This is a genomic window from Paenibacillus sp. AN1007 (assembly GCF_040702995.1).
Lineage (GTDB): Bacteria > Bacillota > Bacilli > Paenibacillales > Paenibacillaceae > Paenibacillus.
Genome location: NZ_CP159992.1, coordinates 6126313 through 6143452 on the forward strand (window position 1 = coordinate 6126313; position 17140 = coordinate 6143452).

The 17140-nt window shown below is 47.8% G+C and carries 14 protein-coding genes; 9 read left to right on the plus strand and 5 right to left on the minus strand.

Features of this window, described 5'->3' with window-relative positions; all coding sequences use genetic code 11:
• Positions 1-159: 159 nt before the first annotated feature.
• Positions 160-1089 (minus strand): response regulator, encoded by a 930-nt coding sequence (locus ABXS70_RS27475; RefSeq protein WP_342553357.1) that lies wholly within the window; start codon positions 1087-1089, stop codon positions 160-162.
• Between the two features lie 438 nt (positions 1090-1527).
• Here ABXS70_RS27475 and ABXS70_RS27480 point away from each other — a divergent pair, with 438 nt between their 5' ends.
• Positions 1528-2964, plus strand: a complete 1437-nt coding sequence (locus tag ABXS70_RS27480) for an alanine/glycine:cation symporter family protein (RefSeq protein ID WP_342553356.1) — start codon at positions 1528-1530, stop codon at positions 2962-2964.
• A 208-nt stretch (positions 2965-3172) separates the two neighbouring features.
• Here the strand turns inward: ABXS70_RS27480 and ABXS70_RS27485 are convergent, their stop codons facing one another.
• The gene (locus ABXS70_RS27485; protein ID WP_342556474.1) at positions 3173-4012 is read right to left on the minus strand and encodes a methyl-accepting chemotaxis protein; all 840 of its coding nucleotides are present in this window, start codon (positions 4010-4012) and stop codon (positions 3173-3175) included.
• A gap of 291 nt (positions 4013-4303) precedes the next feature.
• On the opposite strand from ABXS70_RS27485, the gene ABXS70_RS27490 reads away from it, so the two are divergent.
• Positions 4304-4996: a cyclic nucleotide-binding domain-containing protein gene (locus ABXS70_RS27490; protein ID WP_342553355.1), complete on the plus strand. Its 693-nt coding sequence runs from the start codon at positions 4304-4306 to the stop codon at positions 4994-4996.
• A 130-nt stretch (positions 4997-5126) separates the two neighbouring features.
• Here the strand turns inward: ABXS70_RS27490 and pepT are convergent, their stop codons facing one another.
• Entirely contained in the window at positions 5127-6365 is a 1239-nt protein-coding gene (gene pepT, locus ABXS70_RS27495; protein WP_342553354.1) for a peptidase T, read from the minus strand.
• 358 nt (positions 6366-6723) lie between these two features.
• On the opposite strand from pepT, the gene ABXS70_RS27500 reads away from it, so the two are divergent.
• Positions 6724-6921 (plus strand): 2-hydroxymuconate tautomerase, encoded by a 198-nt coding sequence (locus ABXS70_RS27500; protein WP_342553353.1) that lies wholly within the window; start codon positions 6724-6726, stop codon positions 6919-6921.
• Positions 6922-7030: 109 nt separating this feature from the next.
• Complete coding sequence (locus tag ABXS70_RS27505) at positions 7031-8065, plus strand: NADH:flavin oxidoreductase/NADH oxidase (RefSeq protein WP_342553352.1); 1035 nt, start codon at positions 7031-7033, stop codon at positions 8063-8065.
• Positions 8066-8338: 273 nt separating this feature from the next.
• On the opposite strand, the gene ABXS70_RS27510 is transcribed toward ABXS70_RS27505, so the two are convergent.
• Positions 8339-9106 (minus strand): methyltransferase domain-containing protein, encoded by a 768-nt coding sequence (locus ABXS70_RS27510; RefSeq protein WP_342553351.1) that lies wholly within the window; start codon positions 9104-9106, stop codon positions 8339-8341.
• Between the two features lie 195 nt (positions 9107-9301).
• Between ABXS70_RS27510 and ABXS70_RS27515 the strand changes: the two genes are divergently transcribed.
• The 4 genes from ABXS70_RS27515 (at position 9302) to ABXS70_RS27530 (ending at position 15754) form a co-directional block, all read left to right on the plus strand.
• A complete protein-coding gene (locus ABXS70_RS27515) occupies positions 9302-9721 on the plus strand; it encodes an SRPBCC domain-containing protein (protein ID WP_342553350.1) in 420 nt (139 codons plus the stop codon).
• A gap of 281 nt (positions 9722-10002) precedes the next feature.
• Entirely contained in the window at positions 10003-13116 is a 3114-nt protein-coding gene (locus tag ABXS70_RS27520; RefSeq protein ID WP_366292475.1) for an ATP-binding protein, read from the plus strand.
• A 111-nt stretch (positions 13117-13227) separates the two neighbouring features.
• Positions 13228-14385 (plus strand): response regulator, encoded by a 1158-nt coding sequence (locus ABXS70_RS27525; protein WP_342553348.1) that lies wholly within the window; start codon positions 13228-13230, stop codon positions 14383-14385.
• Positions 14386-14410: 25 nt separating this feature from the next.
• Positions 14411-15754, plus strand: coding sequence for an FAD-binding domain-containing protein (locus tag ABXS70_RS27530; protein ID WP_366292479.1), 1344 nt, complete (start codon positions 14411-14413; stop codon positions 15752-15754).
• Here the strand turns inward: ABXS70_RS27530 and ABXS70_RS27535 are convergent.
• Positions 15717-16460, minus strand: a complete 744-nt coding sequence (locus ABXS70_RS27535; RefSeq protein ID WP_342553346.1) for an HTH domain-containing protein — start codon at positions 16458-16460, stop codon at positions 15717-15719. The two genes, ABXS70_RS27530 and ABXS70_RS27535, sit on opposite strands and share 38 nt — an antisense overlap.
• A 124-nt stretch (positions 16461-16584) precedes the next feature.
• Between ABXS70_RS27535 and ABXS70_RS27540 the strand changes: the two genes are divergently transcribed.
• On the plus strand, positions 16585-17070 hold the full coding sequence (locus tag ABXS70_RS27540; RefSeq protein ID WP_342553345.1) for a GyrI-like domain-containing protein: 486 nt from the start codon (positions 16585-16587) through the stop codon (positions 17068-17070).
• The last annotated feature ends 70 nt before the right edge of the window (positions 17071-17140 follow it).

Sequence of the window (17140 nt, forward strand, 5' to 3'; positions counted from 1 at the left end):
GTGGAACTATATACAGCAAGGCATCATCAGATGAACCTATATGACTTTGGCTTGCAGCTAATCGTACAAAACAAGAAAGGGCATGAAGATCGCCGAAAGGGTTTACCCTGCATCATCACGAGGGGACCTTGACGGCCGATCATTCATGCCTGTTTTTGTTCAATGAAGCATTCGTTTGGCTTCCAGATACAGCACCTGTACGAATTTCTTTGTATTGATGCGAGTCTGGGACAAAGAAGGCTCCACATTGTTCTGCAGTTCCAGCATCTTTTTGCGAATCTCGGTAAAGTCAAAAAATTTGGAGGCGTAATTTTCGAACTTAGGATGGGTATAATCGGTCAATCCGAGAGAAACCACATGACTTAATGTTTGAAAAATAGCCCTTCGCACCCGCTGTTCGGATGCTTTTACCTCCTTGGTTACATCCGCAGCCGAGGCATCGTGTCCGAGTTTACGCTGGGCTACATTTTGAAAGATGTCTTTGAGCGATGGGAAGGTGTACGTCGATAGCTTATGTTCTTCGGTCTCCACCTGCTCCAAATATTCGAGCATGTCGAGCAGGTCCCGACTTCCGGCCTCACCGATCATGCCCATCTCGGACAGCAGGAAATGGCCAGCTGTAGCAATGCTTTTGTCCGGAGCCTGTGTCTGCTTGCGTTCACCGGTTTGCAAAATGGACAGTCCCTGCAGTGTACGCTGGATATCAGCAATAGACTGCTGCATGCGCAGCCTTTCCTCAACCAGCCGCAGCACGGATAGAATCTCAAGCCGATTGATCGGTTTCGTAATGTAATACTCAATACCGAGAGAGTAGGCTTCCCCAATCATATTTTTGGACTCAATCTGGGAGATCATCACAATCTTGCCTTTGAATTTTCCTTCCAGCGCACGAACCGTCTGAATCCCATCCTGGTGCGGCATCAGCAGATCAATCAGCAGTACGTCCACCTTATGCAGCTCCAGCAGTTCAGCATAAATATGTGCTCCATCCTCCGCTTCCCCAGCAATTTCCCCCAGCCCTTCATCTTCAATAATGTCCATCAGCATGGAACGCATGCCTGGATCATCATCCACGATAAAATATCGCATATCCGTCATATCCTTTCTAGTTATTGATGGTAAACCCAAGATGGAATGTTATATGGTAACGACGGCTTGCTCCGTCATGCCAATCCTGTTTTATTTTCATAATGTCTATATCAAGCTTTTGAGGTACCCTTCCTTATCATACTGCCCGCTTACCCTTCTGCATAGAAGCTTACATGTAAGGTTAAATGACAATGGCTGGATGAGAGTGGCGCGTTTTTGAAAAAAATGTGCTGTAATCATGTAGGTATTTGTCGTTTTCGGTAGGTGTAATTGTAGTATAAGTCACATGCATCAATCTGAGCCTGTTGTTGTGCGAAATGTTGCAAATGATCGATTATATTCACGGCACAGCACCCGATCAGACATGGGAAGTTAGTCAGGATAACGAACGAATGCATTTGGTCTTTTTTATAATACATCATAATAAGGGGCGTATCGATGGAGCAAACAATACAAGATGTTGTCGTCTTTTTCAATGATTTTCTCTGGTCCAAACTGTTAATTATTTTGCTGGTCGTTTGCGGTGTTTATTTCACAACCAAAACAAGATTCATGCAGTTCCGTATGATTGGTGACATGGTCAAAGTACTGAAAGAGCCAAAGAGCAAGGAGCCGGGCAAAATATCCCCGTTTCAGGCATTCTGTATCAGTATGGCCGCACGCGTTGGTACAGGGAATATTACAGGGATTGCACTGGCTATAGCCTTGGGGGGACCTGGTGCTGTGTTCTGGATGTGGATTATCGCTATTATCGGGTCAGCATCCAGTTTTGTCGAGAGCACACTAGCTCAAATCTACAAAGTTCAAGACAATGGTGGTTTCCGCGGGGGACCGGCGTATTATATGGAGCGAGGGCTTGGAAAACGGTGGATGGGCGTCCTGTTTGCTGTTCTGATTACCCTTTCGTTCGGCTTGGTCTTTAACGCTGTACAGTCAAACACCATTACAGTGGCATTCCAAAATTCGTTTGGAACGGATCGTTTAACGGTAGGTATTATTATGGCTGTCGTTTTTGCAGGTATCATTATGGGCGGAGTTAAACGGATCGCGAAAGCTTCAGAGTATATCGTGGTTGTGCTTGCCGTTCTGTATATTGGTGTGGCTGCGTTTATCGTGCTGGCGAACATTACGGAACTTCCGGCAATGATTGCGTTAATTGTGAAAAATGCCTTCGGTTTCGAACAGATGGCTGGCGGAACACTGGGTGCCGCGTTGATGAACGGAGTGAAGCGGGGGTTGTTCTCGAATGAAGCCGGGATGGGCAGTGCGCCGAATGCTGCAGCGACAGCAGATACGTCTCATCCGGTCAAACAAGGCCTTATTCAGGCATTTGGCGTCCTGACAGATACGCTGGTTATCTGTACAAGTACAGCAATGATTATTTTGTTATCCGGGGTGTATCAAGGCTCCGACCTGGGCGGAATCGAGCTGACTCAGGCTGCGCTCAGTGTACACATCGGCTCATGGGCTTCGGGTTTTCTGGCGGTGATGGTATTCCTGTTTGCCTTCAGCACGTTGATCGGCAATTATTACTACGGGGAAACCAATATTGAATTTATCAAGTCGAACAAGGTATGGCTTTGGATTTATCGGATTGCCGTGATCAGCATGGTGGTATTTGGTGCGGTAGCGAAGGTGCAGCTGGTTTGGGATTTGGCGGATCTGTTCATGGGACTTATGGTAGTTGTTAACCTGATTGCCATTCTGATGCTCTCCAAAGTCACCTTTGAAGCGCTGAAAGACTACAAGCGGCAGAAGGCAGAAGGACGTGATCCTGTCTTCACCCGTGACCGCATTCACATTCCGGGCGAGATCGAATGCTGGGAGTCTGAAAAAGCGGTAATTGGTGCTGAGAAAATGGATGCGACTGGATAAGTCAGGGTTCAACTTGTCAGTTCGAGGGCTTCCGAAAAACTAAAGATGTTGTTGTCGTTTTTAATACAAAAGTGCAAAACAAAAACAGGGCTTGGACTACCATATATGGCATTCCGAGTCCTGTTTATTGCATTCTGCACTTATCTGCGGGGGTTATCAGGATCGGTTCGGCAGGTGCTGAACCGTGTATCAGCACCCCCTTCTGATATTACCTTTGTACGGAGTAGCTGATCAGCTGCTCGGACAGAGATTTCATACGTGCGCCAGTGTCATTGAGTTTCTCAATAACTTCGGTGAAGGAAGCAACCAGTGATGCCTGCTCCTGTGAAGAAGCCGCAATCTGAGACACTTCAACCTCCATCTGCTGGATCACCTGCTGCACATCTTTCAGGCTGGCATCAATATCGGTCGTTGCCTGCTTGGCGTCAACGGAAAGTTTACGTACTTCGGAAGCAACAACGCCAAATCCGGCACCGGCTTCACCTACACGGGCTGCCTCGATTGCGGCATTCAAGCCAAGCAGGTTGGTTTGTTCCGAGATTTCACGAATAAACCCTGCAACCTTGTTGATTTGGGATGAGTTCTGAACGGCTAGCCGTGTGTTCTGCAGAATCTGCTCACTGGTGGCCTGCAGTTCCTCGGCATGAGCCGCTACATGCTGTACCATATCGACCAGGTTGGCATTGATGTTCTGGTTCTCTTCTATAATTTCTTCCAGGTGGTTCTGATTGGACTGGTCATAAGATACACAGAATACGGCTACAACGTTTTGGTGATCATCAAAAATAGGAATGTTCAGCGTGTCCAGCTCAATGCCGTACACTTCTTTGGGCAGCGTAGAAAGTGTAGCTTCTCTTCCATTCTTCAGCACAGCAAAGTTTTGATAGGCGTCAAGAAGCCTCATCCCTTTTTCAAATCCAAGGTCGAACTTATCAGTTGCTAGAACGTCCAGTACCTTTTCGTGATCATAAACGGACAGGCTGGCTGGTTCCCGCAGGATCAAGCTAATATAAGGCATGACTTTTAACAGTGCGTCAACAACGTTTATGGAACTCATGGAACAAAATCATCCTCTCAATATTTTAATGTAAGTAATTTGGAAAGTTTGCAGAACCTCTATTGTTCATCGGACAGAAGTCAGGTATCCTGAATGTTTGCCTGCAATTAAATTGAACTATTTTCAAAATCATTTCAATATTTTTCCCATCTAGAACGGTTTCATGGATATAAGTTCTAATTGTAACTTTTTTTATGTCTATAAGTTAATATGAATCGGCTTGAATTATGGGACACGTGTCCATTTTGTACATAATTGAGTTTACTTTGGAGGTGTGCCCGAATGAAGGAAGTGTTGGACTTTGAGCTTATGCGCCAGTTTGCCAGGGAGCATGGATTGGATCAGGTGCTGGACGAGACAATGCTTGCCGAACTGCGTCTGCTGGAGGCAGACAAAGGTGAGGTGATATGTGAAAAAGGGGAGCGCCCTGAGCGCTTGTATTTTCTCGTGCAGGGCAAGCTCAAAATTATCACAACGCTGCCAAACGGCAAGCCGCTGCTCCTTCGATTCAGCACACCGCTCGCTCTTGTCGGTGACCTGGAGCTGGTCAACGGCAAAGAAGCTAACCATACGGTGCAGTCTGTGAATCAAAGCTTGCTGCTGGCTATCAGCTTCCGTGTGATTCAGAATGGCTATGCCGAGAATGCGAAATTTCTCTATTTTATGCTTGGTCAGGTGACCCACAAGCTGTACATGTTCTCGAATCTGTCCAGTCTGAATATGCTGTACCCTGTTGAAAGCAGGTTCGCCAGTTATTTATTATCCATTACGGGGTTGGATGCAGCGGCCTCGGAAGAGATTCATACCTCTGAACTGACAGAGCTGGCCGATCTGCTGGGCGCCAGCTACAGGCATCTCAATCGAATCATTCAGGATTTGTGCAGACGCGATATTATTCGCAAGGTCAGACGGAAGATCATCATTCAGAACATAGACGAGCTGCGAGAGATTGCGGGAGGCAGTATATACGAGTAAGTGCTGCTGTGATTAAACAAAAGGCACCCTTCAAAAACGTGAAGGGTGCCTTTTCATCCAAATCTTTGCCATTGAAGTGTATGTGTACATTATTTTAGCTAACTTAAGCTTAAGCACAGACCCCAATCAATCAGATGTTTCCCTGCTGCTCGAACAACTGTGCAATCTCTACAATAACCTTTGTGGCTTTTACCATATTATCTACCGATACATATTCAAATTTCCCATGATAATTCTCGCCGCCAGTGAAGATGTTTGGTGTCGGCATGCCCATGTAAGAGAGCTGGGACCCGTCTGTTCCTCCCCGAATCGGACGAATCACCGGGGTAATATCCAGTCGTGTCATGGCTTCATGGGCAATATCAACGATTTGACGGACGGGCTCAATTTTCTCACGCATGTTGTAATATTGGTCGTTCATCTCGACGGAAACACTTTTCTCACCATACTTGGCCTTCAGTTTGTCCGCAATGTTTAAGAGGTTGGTTTTGCGGGCTTCGAACTTTTCCCGGTCAAAATCACGAATGATATAATGCATCTTCGTCAACTCCACATCACCCTCCATCGCAAGCAGGTGGTAGAAGCCTTCATACCCATCTGTAGATTCAGGCGCTTCCTCTACAGGTAAATGTCCGTTCAGCTCCATCGCGATTTTAAGCGAATTCACCATCTTGCCTTTTGCCGTACCAGGATGCACGTTTGTTCCCCGCACTGTAATTTTAGCTGCTGCTGCATTGAAACTCTCATACTCCAGTTCACCAAGCGGTCCGCCATCTACAGTATAGGCATATTTAGCGCCAAACGCGGCGACATCGAATTTGTGCGGCCCACGGCCAATCTCTTCATCTGGAGTAAAAGCAACCCGAATCTTACCATGTTTCACCTCTGGATGTTCGATCAAATAAGCCATCGCGGTCATAATCTCGGCAATGCCTGCTTTATTGTCTGCACCCAGCAGCGTTGTGCCGTCCGTGGTAATCAGAGTGTGGCCATTGTACCCATGAAGTTCCGGAAAGTCTTTGGTAGACATAATAACATCCAGTTCCCGGTTCAATACGATATCTTCACCGTTGTAGTTCTCCACCACCTGTGGTTTCACATTCTTACCCGTAAAGTCGGTGGCCGTGTCGAGGTGAGCTAGAAAACCAATGACAGGTACATCCTTGTCCGTATTAGAAGGAAGCGTCGCCATCACATAACCGTTCTCATCCATCGTCACTTCCTGCAATCCAATGGAGGTGCACTCCTCTACGAGTAGTTTGCCTAGTTCCAGTTGTCCTGGAGTGGAAGGGCAGGTGGCACTATTTTCATCGGATTGGGTATCCATCTGTACGTAAGTACTCAGTCTTTGAATTAATATATCTTTCAAGTGTAATCGCTCCTTTGTGGGTAATATATACGTTACAAGCGGTGTATCAGGCAGTACATGTCCAGCTTTGCTGTCCGTTCCAATCTCGATCAGAATGCTGATCCTTCAGAATGAATGTGTGCACTTCGCCCGGGATCATAAAGCTGCCTGAGTCTGAAGCGTATCTGCTGGATATTTCTTCCGCCGGATCTGTAATAACATCATATCACGTTTTGAACTGATTTCGAGAACGGGATGCATTTGGTGGGTATATACTTCGGTCAGGAAGGATGCCGATGGAAGGGCACTAAAAAGTGCGTACTTTGAATTTCAGAGCCTCAGGTTCATAATAGCTATGAAGAAAGGATGTGTTCAGATCATGCCATTTATTACGGTGAAAATGCTGGAAGGCAAAACAAAAGAGCAGAAACGTCAGTTGATCGAGCGAATGACCGAAGCTGCCTGTGAGACACTGGGTGTGGAAGCGAGCAGGGTTTTTATTTTCATAGAGGATCTGGAGAAAGATAACTACGGCAAAAACGGCAAGATGTTCTCGGATCTGGATGAAAATGGATGAATAGATAGATGGTTAGCTTAACAGTAATTTGATACAGCCTTAGTTACATGTGACCGAACATGATGACCATGCTGCTGATATAGAACAAGAATAGGAGTTGTATGAAACGATGACAGAGCAATTATTTTCACCTTACGAATTCAAAAGTCTGCAGCTGCAAAATCGTGTCGTGATGGCACCGATGTGCCAATATTCAGTTACGGCCAAGGATGGTATCCCGAATGATTGGCATCAGGTTCACTATGTCAGCCGTGCAGTTGGCGGAACAGGACTCATTATTATTGAGATGACAGACGTTGATCCGGATGGACGGATTACAGACAATGATTTGGGTATCTGGTCCGATGAGCATATCCCGGCCTTCACCAAGCTGGTAGACGGAATGCATGCATACGGCTCCAAAGTGGCCATCCAGATCGCACATGCAGGTCGTAAAGCTGAAGATGCACCGCAGCCGGTTGCTCCATCCGTGGTAACGTTCCCCGGAGAAACCTATAAGGAGCCGCGTGCGTTAACCACCGAAGAAGCGGAAGCCATGGTACAGAAGTTTGCGGATGGCGTGCGTCGTGCAGTTCAGGCGGGTGTGGATGCGATCGAGCTTCACGGTGCACACGGATATTTGATCCACCAATTCCATTCCCCCTTGATGAATCATCGCGAGGATGTGTATGGTCAGGATCTGTCTCGTTTCGGTGCAGACGTCATTCGTGCGGTGAAAAAAGAAATGCCTGCAGATATGCCGCTGATCATGCGAATCTCTGCTGTGGAATATGCGGATGGCGGATATGATATCGATCATACCCTTCGGCTTGGACGTGCCTATAAGGAGGCTGGCGTGGACATGTTCCATATCAGCTCCGGCGGTGAAGCACCATCGGGTCAGCATAAGCCGGGGAACTATCCGGGGTATCAGGTTCCATTTGCCCGTCGTTTCCGCGAAGAACTGAACGTACCCGTGATTGCTGTAGGCATGCTGGAGGGTGCGGCGCTGGCACAGGCTGTCATCGGCAATGGGGATGCCGATTTGGTTGCAATAGGTCGGGGCATGCTTCGGGACCCATACTGGGCTAACCATGCAGCACTTGAGCTGGGTGTGAGCAAGGAGCATGCAGCGATTGCTGCGCAGTATTCCCGCGGATACTAAGCCAGAGTGGAGTGAATTGTAAATTATGAAGTGTTTTGAAACGTAAAGGGAGCTTGACCTCAAGGAGTAGTGGGCATCGGAATGCAGCAGATACTTTTGTTGAAGGGATCATTTCATAAATGATCCCTTTCGTTTATGTCATTTGATTGACTTAAAGATCTGAAGTCAATTGAGGCATATAATTAGATGAACCAGTATAGGAGATGCGATTCAAATACAAGTCTGCATCTCAGTCTGTACGGCTGGCCAATAGCAAGCATAAGACTCGCTTAATTATACTTTTCGTGCTGCTTCGAATACGAACTTCTGGCTGGCCTTTGTAGGAGCTTGTCCAGGCTTGAAATCTGCATAGATCTCAATGTTGGCGAACCCGATCTTCTCCAAAATCAGACGAAGCTCCTCCACACCGTACCAACGCAGTGTGAGCTCCTGCAGCTCTGTGCCGACAAGACTGCCCTGATGCCACTGTTCGTAGCGAATCAGACTGGTTTTGTATTGGTGCAGCAGATTGATTTCGGTCGTTTTCACTTCAATGGTTATCGTGTCGCCATCGGGTAAGCGGACAGTTGAAGTTTCAACTGCAGCGGGCTGGGTAATGTCTGGCAAAAACAGATCAAAGATCAGCCTGCCCCCGGGTTCCAGGTGATCGTATAAATTCTGAAGCGCCTTAATTGAAGCGCAGCGGTCCTGAATAAGCATCAGCGAGCCGCCTGGAATAATTATGGCTTCATAATGATAGGGAAGACGTAAGGTCTCAAGATCGGCCTCGAACAGCTCAGGCGTAGGCAGTGCGCGTTCGGCGCATCGGGCAAGGCAGGATTGAATCATCGCTTTGGAATAATCAATTCCGTCCACCTGCAGGCCTGCTTCGAGCAGTGGAATGAGCATTCGTCCTGAACCTGACATTGCTTCAAGTATGCGTCCACTGCACTGCTGCAGCAGATTGCCGTAAAATTCAATATCGCCTCCCAAGGAATGCCCGACAGGCTTGGTTATATCGTATACCTTGGTGCATAAGGGACCGTAGTAACTGAATGACATCGTATATTGTTCCTCCACATAGTCAGATGTTTGAAACGGGAATGTGGAAGGTAAAGCTGAGCGGTGCTATCCCTTCCGGCAGCGGTGTTTGGAAATGGATTTATCAGAGCAGACTATCATAGGAATCACACACCTTATATGTAAGATGAACCCATTATAGGTTAAATTTAAAAATAGTGTCAAGGAGGCGGTAACATGGAATCATCATCAACGGCATTGCCGGATATTCAGGAAGAGCTTGTACTATTGGCGTCTGTGGAAAAGGTATGGAATAAAGTCTCGACAGCGGAAGGCCTGGAATCATGGTTTATGCCCAGTAATCTGGAGCCGGTCGAAGGCCATGAATTTATACTGGAGGCAGGACCATTTGGACAATCTCCCTGCCAAGTGATCGAACTGCGGCCGCAGGAGAAGCTGGCTTTTCGCTGGGGTAAAGACTGGACATTAACATTCAAGCTTGCTGAACAAGCTGAGGGCACCCATTTTACCTTAGTTCACAGCGGCTGGGATGCCGACAAACTGACTGAATTCGGACAGGCGCACGCATTAATTCGCGAACGTATGGCCCAAGGCTGGTCTGGTCTTGTACAGAAGCTTGCCCAAGTCGTTAAATAGAGACGATCTTTTGAAAAAGACCGCAGGAAATAGATTCCTGCACAATCAACTGACCCCGGGTTTCTCCCCAGTTTTATCTGGCGGAGACAGCTCCGGGGCTTTTTCTGCTGCAGCAGATCCATAGTAATGACTGCATCGTCTCCCATTTTGACGAAAAAAAAGGAATCCAAACGGGTCATGAACTATTTCCGTGAGCAGCGGAAACGTGTAACATGGAATCATAGGAATAAATCGACAAAAATTGACGTCTCTCGCTGTTTGAGGATGGAAGGAATACATAGATGAGAAAACACTGGATCATGCTGACGTTAAGCTTTATATGCGTTGTGCTGCTCCCGCTGGGATGGATTGCTCAGACGTGGATCAGCGAGCGAAACAATCCACAAGTTAAAGATGGACGTATAGATCTGCGTCAATGGGATTTCAGCCAAGAGGGAGCAGCGCCGCTGAATGGCGTTTGGGAATTCTATCCTCATAAGCTGCTGGGTCCGGGAGATTTTACACCGGATATGTCGGGGCGAAGGCCGTTGTCCACTCCCTTAAATATTCAGGTTCCGTCCAGATGGAACACATCGCTTGGACAGGCTCATGGATATGGTACCTATCATCTGCAGGTGAGGCTCACTCCCCAGCAGATGAAAAACCGCTTTGGCATCCGGACGCAGAATATACGAATGTCTCATCGCATTTTTATTAACGGAACGCTTATTGGGGGTACGGGCGTGCCTGGCGTATCCAAGGACTCCGACACTCAGATGAATCTGCCCTTCACAGGGTTCACATCCCTTGAGGGAGATACAGCTGACATTGTCATTCAGGTATCCAATTACAGCTATTCTTCCGGAGGTATTGTAGCGCCCGTTCTATTTGGGGATGAGCGCAGTATCTTTCGAAGCCAGCAGCTGGACTGGTTCAAAGACCTGATGACACTATTCGGATTTATTCTGCCGGCCATTTTTTTCCTGATGCTGTTCAGGCTGAGGCGCAGTGAGAAGGAACTTCAATTTCTGGGGTTGTTCAGTCTCTCGGGTGCATTATATGCCGTCACGCATGGAGAGAAGCTGCTCGCCACATTTGTGCCGCTGCTGACACATAATGAGCTGCTTCGTCTGCAGCTTCTAAGCGGAGCCTTCGCCTATTACTTCCTGCTTCGGTACTTGGCTGCGTTAGTGCCGGGTGCTGTCCACGGATGGTTTGTTCGACTGGGTCTGGTGCTGCTTGTCATACAGACCCTTATAGGCGTCATTCTTCCACCAGCGTTGTTCTCAACCCTTGAACTTCCAATGCTGATCATCTCTTTTACTGTGATGATCTATGCGATACGCACCATGATTCATTGGTCGCGTAAACGTACAGAAGACAGCCATTTTGCACTGGTTGGCCTGATGAGCATAATGATGGTGGTCATCCTGCATACCATCGGAGCATTTGTGGCGGTTGACACTGCCTTTCTCGCACTGCTTGAGCTGCTGTTATTTGTATTAATCCAGATGGTTGTCACAGCTATTCGCTTTGCGCAGTCGTTCCGTGATGTGGAAGCTCTGTCAGAGCGCTTGCTGGTGATCGACAGCCTGAAGGATGAATTTATGGCGAATACATCGCATGAGCTGAGGACACCGCTGCATGGCATCATTAACATTGCCGAATCTATGCTGGAGGGAGCTGCAGGTGCAGTGAATCCAAAACAAGCCAAAAATCTGTCCATGATCACGTCAACGGGAAAACGGTTATCGCTGCTGGTCAATGACATTCTGGACTTCTCCAAATTGAAAAATAGGGAGATTGAATTGAAGCGGGTCCCTGTTGATCTGGAGTCGGTCGCGCGAACTGTAGTTGAGGTATCCGGGTTTACGTATGAGGATAAACCCGTCGTATTGGTACAGCAGTGGCCTGATCCACTGCCGCTGGTGGAAGCCGATGAAGATCGACTTCGGCAGATTCTTTATAACCTGCTGGGTAATGCTTACAAATATACAGAACATGGTGAAATTCGGCTGTCTGCTTCTGTTGAAGGAGATACGGTCAGGGTATCTGTTGCCGATACTGGTGTGGGTATCGCACCAGAAAGACTTGAAGATATTTTTCAATCCTACGAGCAGGCGAATGGAACGATGGAAAGGTCTTACGAAGGAACCGGACTGGGACTCAGCATTACGAAAAAACTTGTGGAGCTGGGGGATGGAGAGATTGGGGTTGAATCAGAGCCGGGTGTGGGATCAACGTTTTATTTCACCCTGCCGATCGTGAAGCTCCCGCTGCTGCAGGAACAGACGAATCCCGTTCCGGCACGTTACGTAACGGCGCAGGCGAAGAAGGCAAGTGAGGATATCGCAAATGACCTGGACCCATTGAGTTCATTACAAGAACAGGACGAGAACCAGGAAGGGGAGCATACCATTCTGATTGTGGATGATGACCCTGTGAACCGACATGTACTCTTGAGCCTGCTGTCCACGGAACGATACCGCGTACTTGCAGCAGACAGCGGTTTCAAAGCTGTGGAGCTGTACGAACAGAATCCGTCCATCGGTCTGGTTATTACAGACTGGATGATGCCCAAAATGTCCGGGCTGGAGCTCTGCCGCAAACTGCGGGAGCATCGTTCGTTGTCCGAGCTTCCGATTCTTATGCTGACTGCTCGTGGATTACCCGAAGATATCCGGCATGGTTTTGAAGCGGGAGCGAATGACTTTCTGAGTAAACCGGTAGATGCAGGTGAATTGCGGGCAAGAGTTCGAACCTTGATTGAGCTGCGCACTTCTGTGCAGGATACGATTCGGACCGAAATGGCCTTTCTTCAAGCACAGATCAAACCTCATTTTCTCTATAATGCACTGAATGTAATTATTTCCACATGTGCTGTGGACCCCGACAAGGCAACGGATCTGCTAATTGAATTGAGCCATTACCTGCGAGGGAGCTTTGACTTTCACAACAGAGATCAGCTGGTGCCTCTGTACAAAGAGCTTGAATTGGTAGAGTCCTATGTTCATCTGGAACAAGCCAGATTTGAAGACCGGCTCGTCGTCAAGATTGAAGTACAGCCGGATATTCGGTTATTTCTGCCGCCTCTTACCATTCAGCCGCTTGTAGAGAATGCCATCCGTCATGGAGTTATGGAGAGAGCAGCCGGCGGTACGGTGCGGCTTCATATATATCAGGAAGCCGAAGATGTCATTGTTCGGGTGCAGGATGATGGTGTTGGTATTCCTCCTGAACGTATGGCTCAGGTAAAATCAGGCCGGACCGAAGGTCCAGGAGGGGTTGGATTGCAGAATATCAATCGCCGTCTTGTGTCGCTCTATGGACAGGGACTGGACATTCAAAGTCATGTGGGAAGCGGTACACAAATCCAATTTCGGATTCCGCTGAATCAGGTTCATCATTTTGCATGATAAATTTAGAATGCAGTGTTATCTGGGTAATTGTGGTTAACATACGAATAAGCGGATGCCGATATAGTGTGTGTCCATATTGAATCTCTCATGGCAGGAGGTTGAGAAACGGTGAGAGCCATTGTAATTGATGACGAGAAGCCAGCGCAGCTGCATCTGCAGCGTCTGCTGCAGTCGGACGGAAGAATTACCCCTGTGCAGTGTTTTTCAACAGCGCGCGAAGGACTTCACTATCTGGCAAATGATCGTGTAGATGTTGTGTTTCTGGACATTGGCATGCCAGAGGTTAATGGCCTTGAAGCAGCTGAATATATACAGCAGTTGGACCCGACCATTCGAATCATATTTGTCACAGCGTATGCCGATCATGCGGTAGAGGCATTTGAACTTCATGCTCTGGATTACGTGTTAAAACCGGTCAGTTCGGCCAGACTGAGCAAAACGATTGATCGAATCGCAGGCGCGATGACCTATCATGCTCAGGCTGCTGCTGCGGCCGAAGTGCAGGAACCGGAAGCTGAGGAATTGGAATTCCAGGCGCCCGGACTGCTCACATTCAAACATCTCGATATCTTCAGAAGTCTGGAGCAGAGCGCGGAGAAACATAAATGGCGCACAACCAAATCACAGGAACTATTTGCTTTTCTGTTTCACCACAGGGAAGAGTGGGTAAGCAAGGAGATTCTGCTTGATAAGCTCTGGGCAGATGTATCTCAGGATAAAGGTCTGACACTGCTGCATACATCGGTGTACCAGATTCGCAAGTTATTGAAGGAATGGAGCATGACAGCCAAGCTGGAATACAATATGAACCGCTATCGTCTGTTGACCGGCAATTTGGTAAGCGATATTGAGCAGTTCGAACAGGCCATGTCCTATGAAACCATTACTTCGGATAATGTGAATGATCTGAGGCAGATTGCCCTGCTCTATCGCGGTGATTATCTGGAAGAGCATGATTACGATTGGGCAAGATCCAAGGGCAGGGAGCTCCGGCGCAAGTATATCGGACTTGTCATGGATATTGCCAGATGGGAAATGGCTCACGAGCGGGGCGAACAGGCGATTGAGCTGCTGACTGAATTACAGGAGCGTGAACCGTATTCGGAGGAAATCTGCCGTTTAATGATGGAAGTATATGCTTCCATGGATGATCAGCAGGGTATATTGCGGCTCTATCATTCATTTACACTGGTGCTGAAGGAGGACCTGGGACATCAGCCCGAGCCTGAAACGAGCAAGCTATATCAAAGTCTGACGAAACAATAGATATTCAGGCAGGAAGGGGCAGCGCGTGAAGTTATTCATACATCGTAAAGATCTGCGTACAGATGATCTGCACGCATTTGATTATTTGCGGGAACGGGATGAGAAGAGCCTGCATGTGTTGATCTACGATCCATTCCTGCTGCGGAAGGACCGGGAGAAAGAACACAGCGGTGTGAATTTCCTTCGTCACGCTTCGGCACTGGGCCGAAAATATAAGGAGGCAAAGAGGCAGCTTCATACGGCTTATGGCAAACCTGCGGAAGTGGTCGAATGGATACTGAGCTGCCTTCAGGACGAGATCAGCGAGATCGTGGTTCATCGGGATGTGACCCCTTATGCGCAGGAGCGGGACCGGCAGATTCGTGAGGTGTGCGAATCCTATGGGATTTTATTTACGCAGCTTACTGATCATCTGCTGATGGACCTGCAGGCCTTTGCCCGTTTCACAGGCAAGTCAGAACCCTATAAAGTATTTGCTGCCTTTCACCGGCGCTGGGTGGAGTTTATGAATGAACATCCCAATCCGCCATCGGCGGTAGCGGTTACAGACTTGAACGTAAGCGAACAGATGCTGGATTGGCCTGAGTCTATAAAGGTTCCTGATGCACTGCTTAAGAATGCTGATGAGGCCGTGGATCAGGACCCACATGTGCTGCTGGATCAGTTTCTGTCCGAACGAGCAGCGGATTATGGAGATCACCGGGATGAATTTGAGGCTTATGAACCAAGTCATCTCAGCTCTTATGTGGCTGTCGGAGCAGTATCCATTCGCAAGATGTATGATGCTGCGCAGCGTGTCTCAGAAGCTGGAGAGTGGATCAGACAGCTCTGCTTTCGCGACTTTTACTTGTACAGGGCAGTGTATGAGAAGCATTATTTTGAGTATGAAAAAGTATACGACCTTTCGCTTCTTCAAGATACTTACTTCGAGCGTTGGTGCAGAGCAGAGACGGGCATCCCGATTATTGATGCAGCGATGACAGAACTGAACGAGACCGGACATATGCCGAATCGGCTCCGCATTCTGACAGCCATGTTCCTGACCAAAAACCTGCAGTGCCCATTCACAATGGGTGAAGCCTATTTCAGACGGAAGCTGAAAGATTATGACAACGTTCAGAATCGTGGTAACTGGTTGTGGTGTGCCTCGCTGGGTGAAAATGCTGCGCCGTATTTCCGCGTGAACAACCCGGTTACCCAGTCCGAAAAATATGATGCTCAGGGAGACTATATCCGTAAATGGCTGCCGGAGTTGAAGGATCTGCACAGCAAAGAGATTCATCAGCCAAGGCAGGATGCAATCGTTGACCTGAAGGCGTCCAGGCAGGCAGCTATTGATGTGTACAAACAGATTCTGGCAAGTCGTTAGAAGAACTCCTTTCGTTAAGAAGCGGAATATACATGTCTCTACTGGAAGTATTCTTTGCTTGAACTTCCAGCGCATAAGCGGAAAGATCGGGTATCAATCCGCGAAGCTTTAGCTTCTTAATCATCCATAGAATCGATTCATCCATCTGTACCCGGTCAGCATCTCCGTGATGGGTATATCGGGCATATTCCCGGGCAGCCAACGTTATACCTGTCATGCCTTCGGGCAGCACGTCATAATAGGATACCTCCACCCCCGCGATATAATGATATAAGCGCTGGCGGCTCAGAACCACACCTGTCCTTACCCCTGCCTGTTTCTGGCGGGGGATTTCGTGCTGCCTCCGTTCCAGTTCCGTCCATAACCTGGGGATCATGACCTGTGCCATAAACACTGCCGTGAAGGGTGCCTGAAACTCCAACCCAACTACATAAGTCTGAGGTCGAACAGTCTGCTGAAATGGATCGCTGCGAACTGCCCGTTGGGCTGCTGTCCGGCTATCCAGGCGTTTCGGCTGCAGTAGGAAGTATCCTCCCCTGCGTCCAGGTTCTGCATATAAGGGAACACCCAAACCGCTTAGTTCATGCAGATAACGAAGCATTGTCCGATATGATAAGTCAAACTCCGCGGCCATCTCATCCACGGTAAAGGTTGGTTTTTCATAAACTCGCATCATCAGCTCAATTAAACGTGCCGTTTTGGTCATAATACCCTCCCTTGATTTAAAATAATTATACTGACAGAATTTGTCACTATTTTAGTATAAAATAGAATCATGACAGGAACAACACGACTTGCTCGACTACATTAAAGAGGGAAGGAAGAGTTATATGAAGCGTATTCACCAGACAGAATTGGTTCACAAGGATAATGCGGTGATGATAGGTTTGAAGTGGGAAGGGTCCTTTGCCGATGCAGGTGCTGGAGAAATCCGCAGGGTGCAGACTGAATTTAAGCATCGTTTGCATGAGATAAGGAATGTGCTCCATCCAGAAGAGTTATTAGGGCTGTCATATCATATGACAGACACCGGATTTGTTCATTATGCGGCTGTTGAGGTTGACCACAAGACACTACAGTCTATCCCGGAAGGGATGATTAAATTCGAAGTCCCATCGCATACTTATGCAAAATGCAGTCACGTAAAGGGGCATTTGGTTGAATCGTCCTATAATCGGATATATACATGGATTGAAGAACAGGGATATCACCTTTCAAAAGGGTCACTCACACATTATGAAGTTTATCCGATGGAACAGGACCCGTACGATCCGGAGCCTGAATTCACAATTTTGGTACCAATTAACTTGAAATAATCTGGTCCATTATAAAAAGCTTACAGACCGCGATGCTGCGGTCTTTTTGGTGTGTTAAAGTATGTAAATA

Bases quoted from the DNA above. Each gene is read 5' to 3' on its own strand.
- ABXS70_RS27475 (WP_342553357.1), bottom strand. From the start codon at position 1,089: ATGCGATATTTTATCGTGGATGATGATCCAGGCATGCGTTCCATGCTG.
- ABXS70_RS27480 (WP_342553356.1), top strand. From the start codon at position 1,528: ATGGAGCAAACAATACAAGATGTTGTCGTCTTTTTCAATGATTTTCTC.
- ABXS70_RS27490 (WP_342553355.1), top strand. From the start codon at position 4,304: ATGAAGGAAGTGTTGGACTTTGAGCTTATGCGCCAGTTTGCCAGGGAG.
- ABXS70_RS27500 (WP_342553353.1), top strand. From the start codon at position 6,724: ATGCCATTTATTACGGTGAAAATGCTGGAAGGCAAAACAAAAGAGCAG.
- ABXS70_RS27505 (WP_342553352.1), top strand. From the start codon at position 7,031: ATGACAGAGCAATTATTTTCACCTTACGAATTCAAAAGTCTGCAGCTG.
- ABXS70_RS27510 (WP_342553351.1), bottom strand. From the start codon at position 9,106: ATGTCATTCAGTTACTACGGTCCCTTATGCACCAAGGTATACGATATA.
- ABXS70_RS27515 (WP_342553350.1), top strand. From the start codon at position 9,302: ATGGAATCATCATCAACGGCATTGCCGGATATTCAGGAAGAGCTTGTA.
- ABXS70_RS27520 (WP_366292475.1), top strand. From the start codon at position 10,003: ATGAGAAAACACTGGATCATGCTGACGTTAAGCTTTATATGCGTTGTG.
- ABXS70_RS27535 (WP_342553346.1), bottom strand. From the start codon at position 16,460: ATGACCAAAACGGCACGTTTAATTGAGCTGATGATGCGAGTTTATGAA.
- ABXS70_RS27540 (WP_342553345.1), top strand. From the start codon at position 16,585: ATGAAGCGTATTCACCAGACAGAATTGGTTCACAAGGATAATGCGGTG.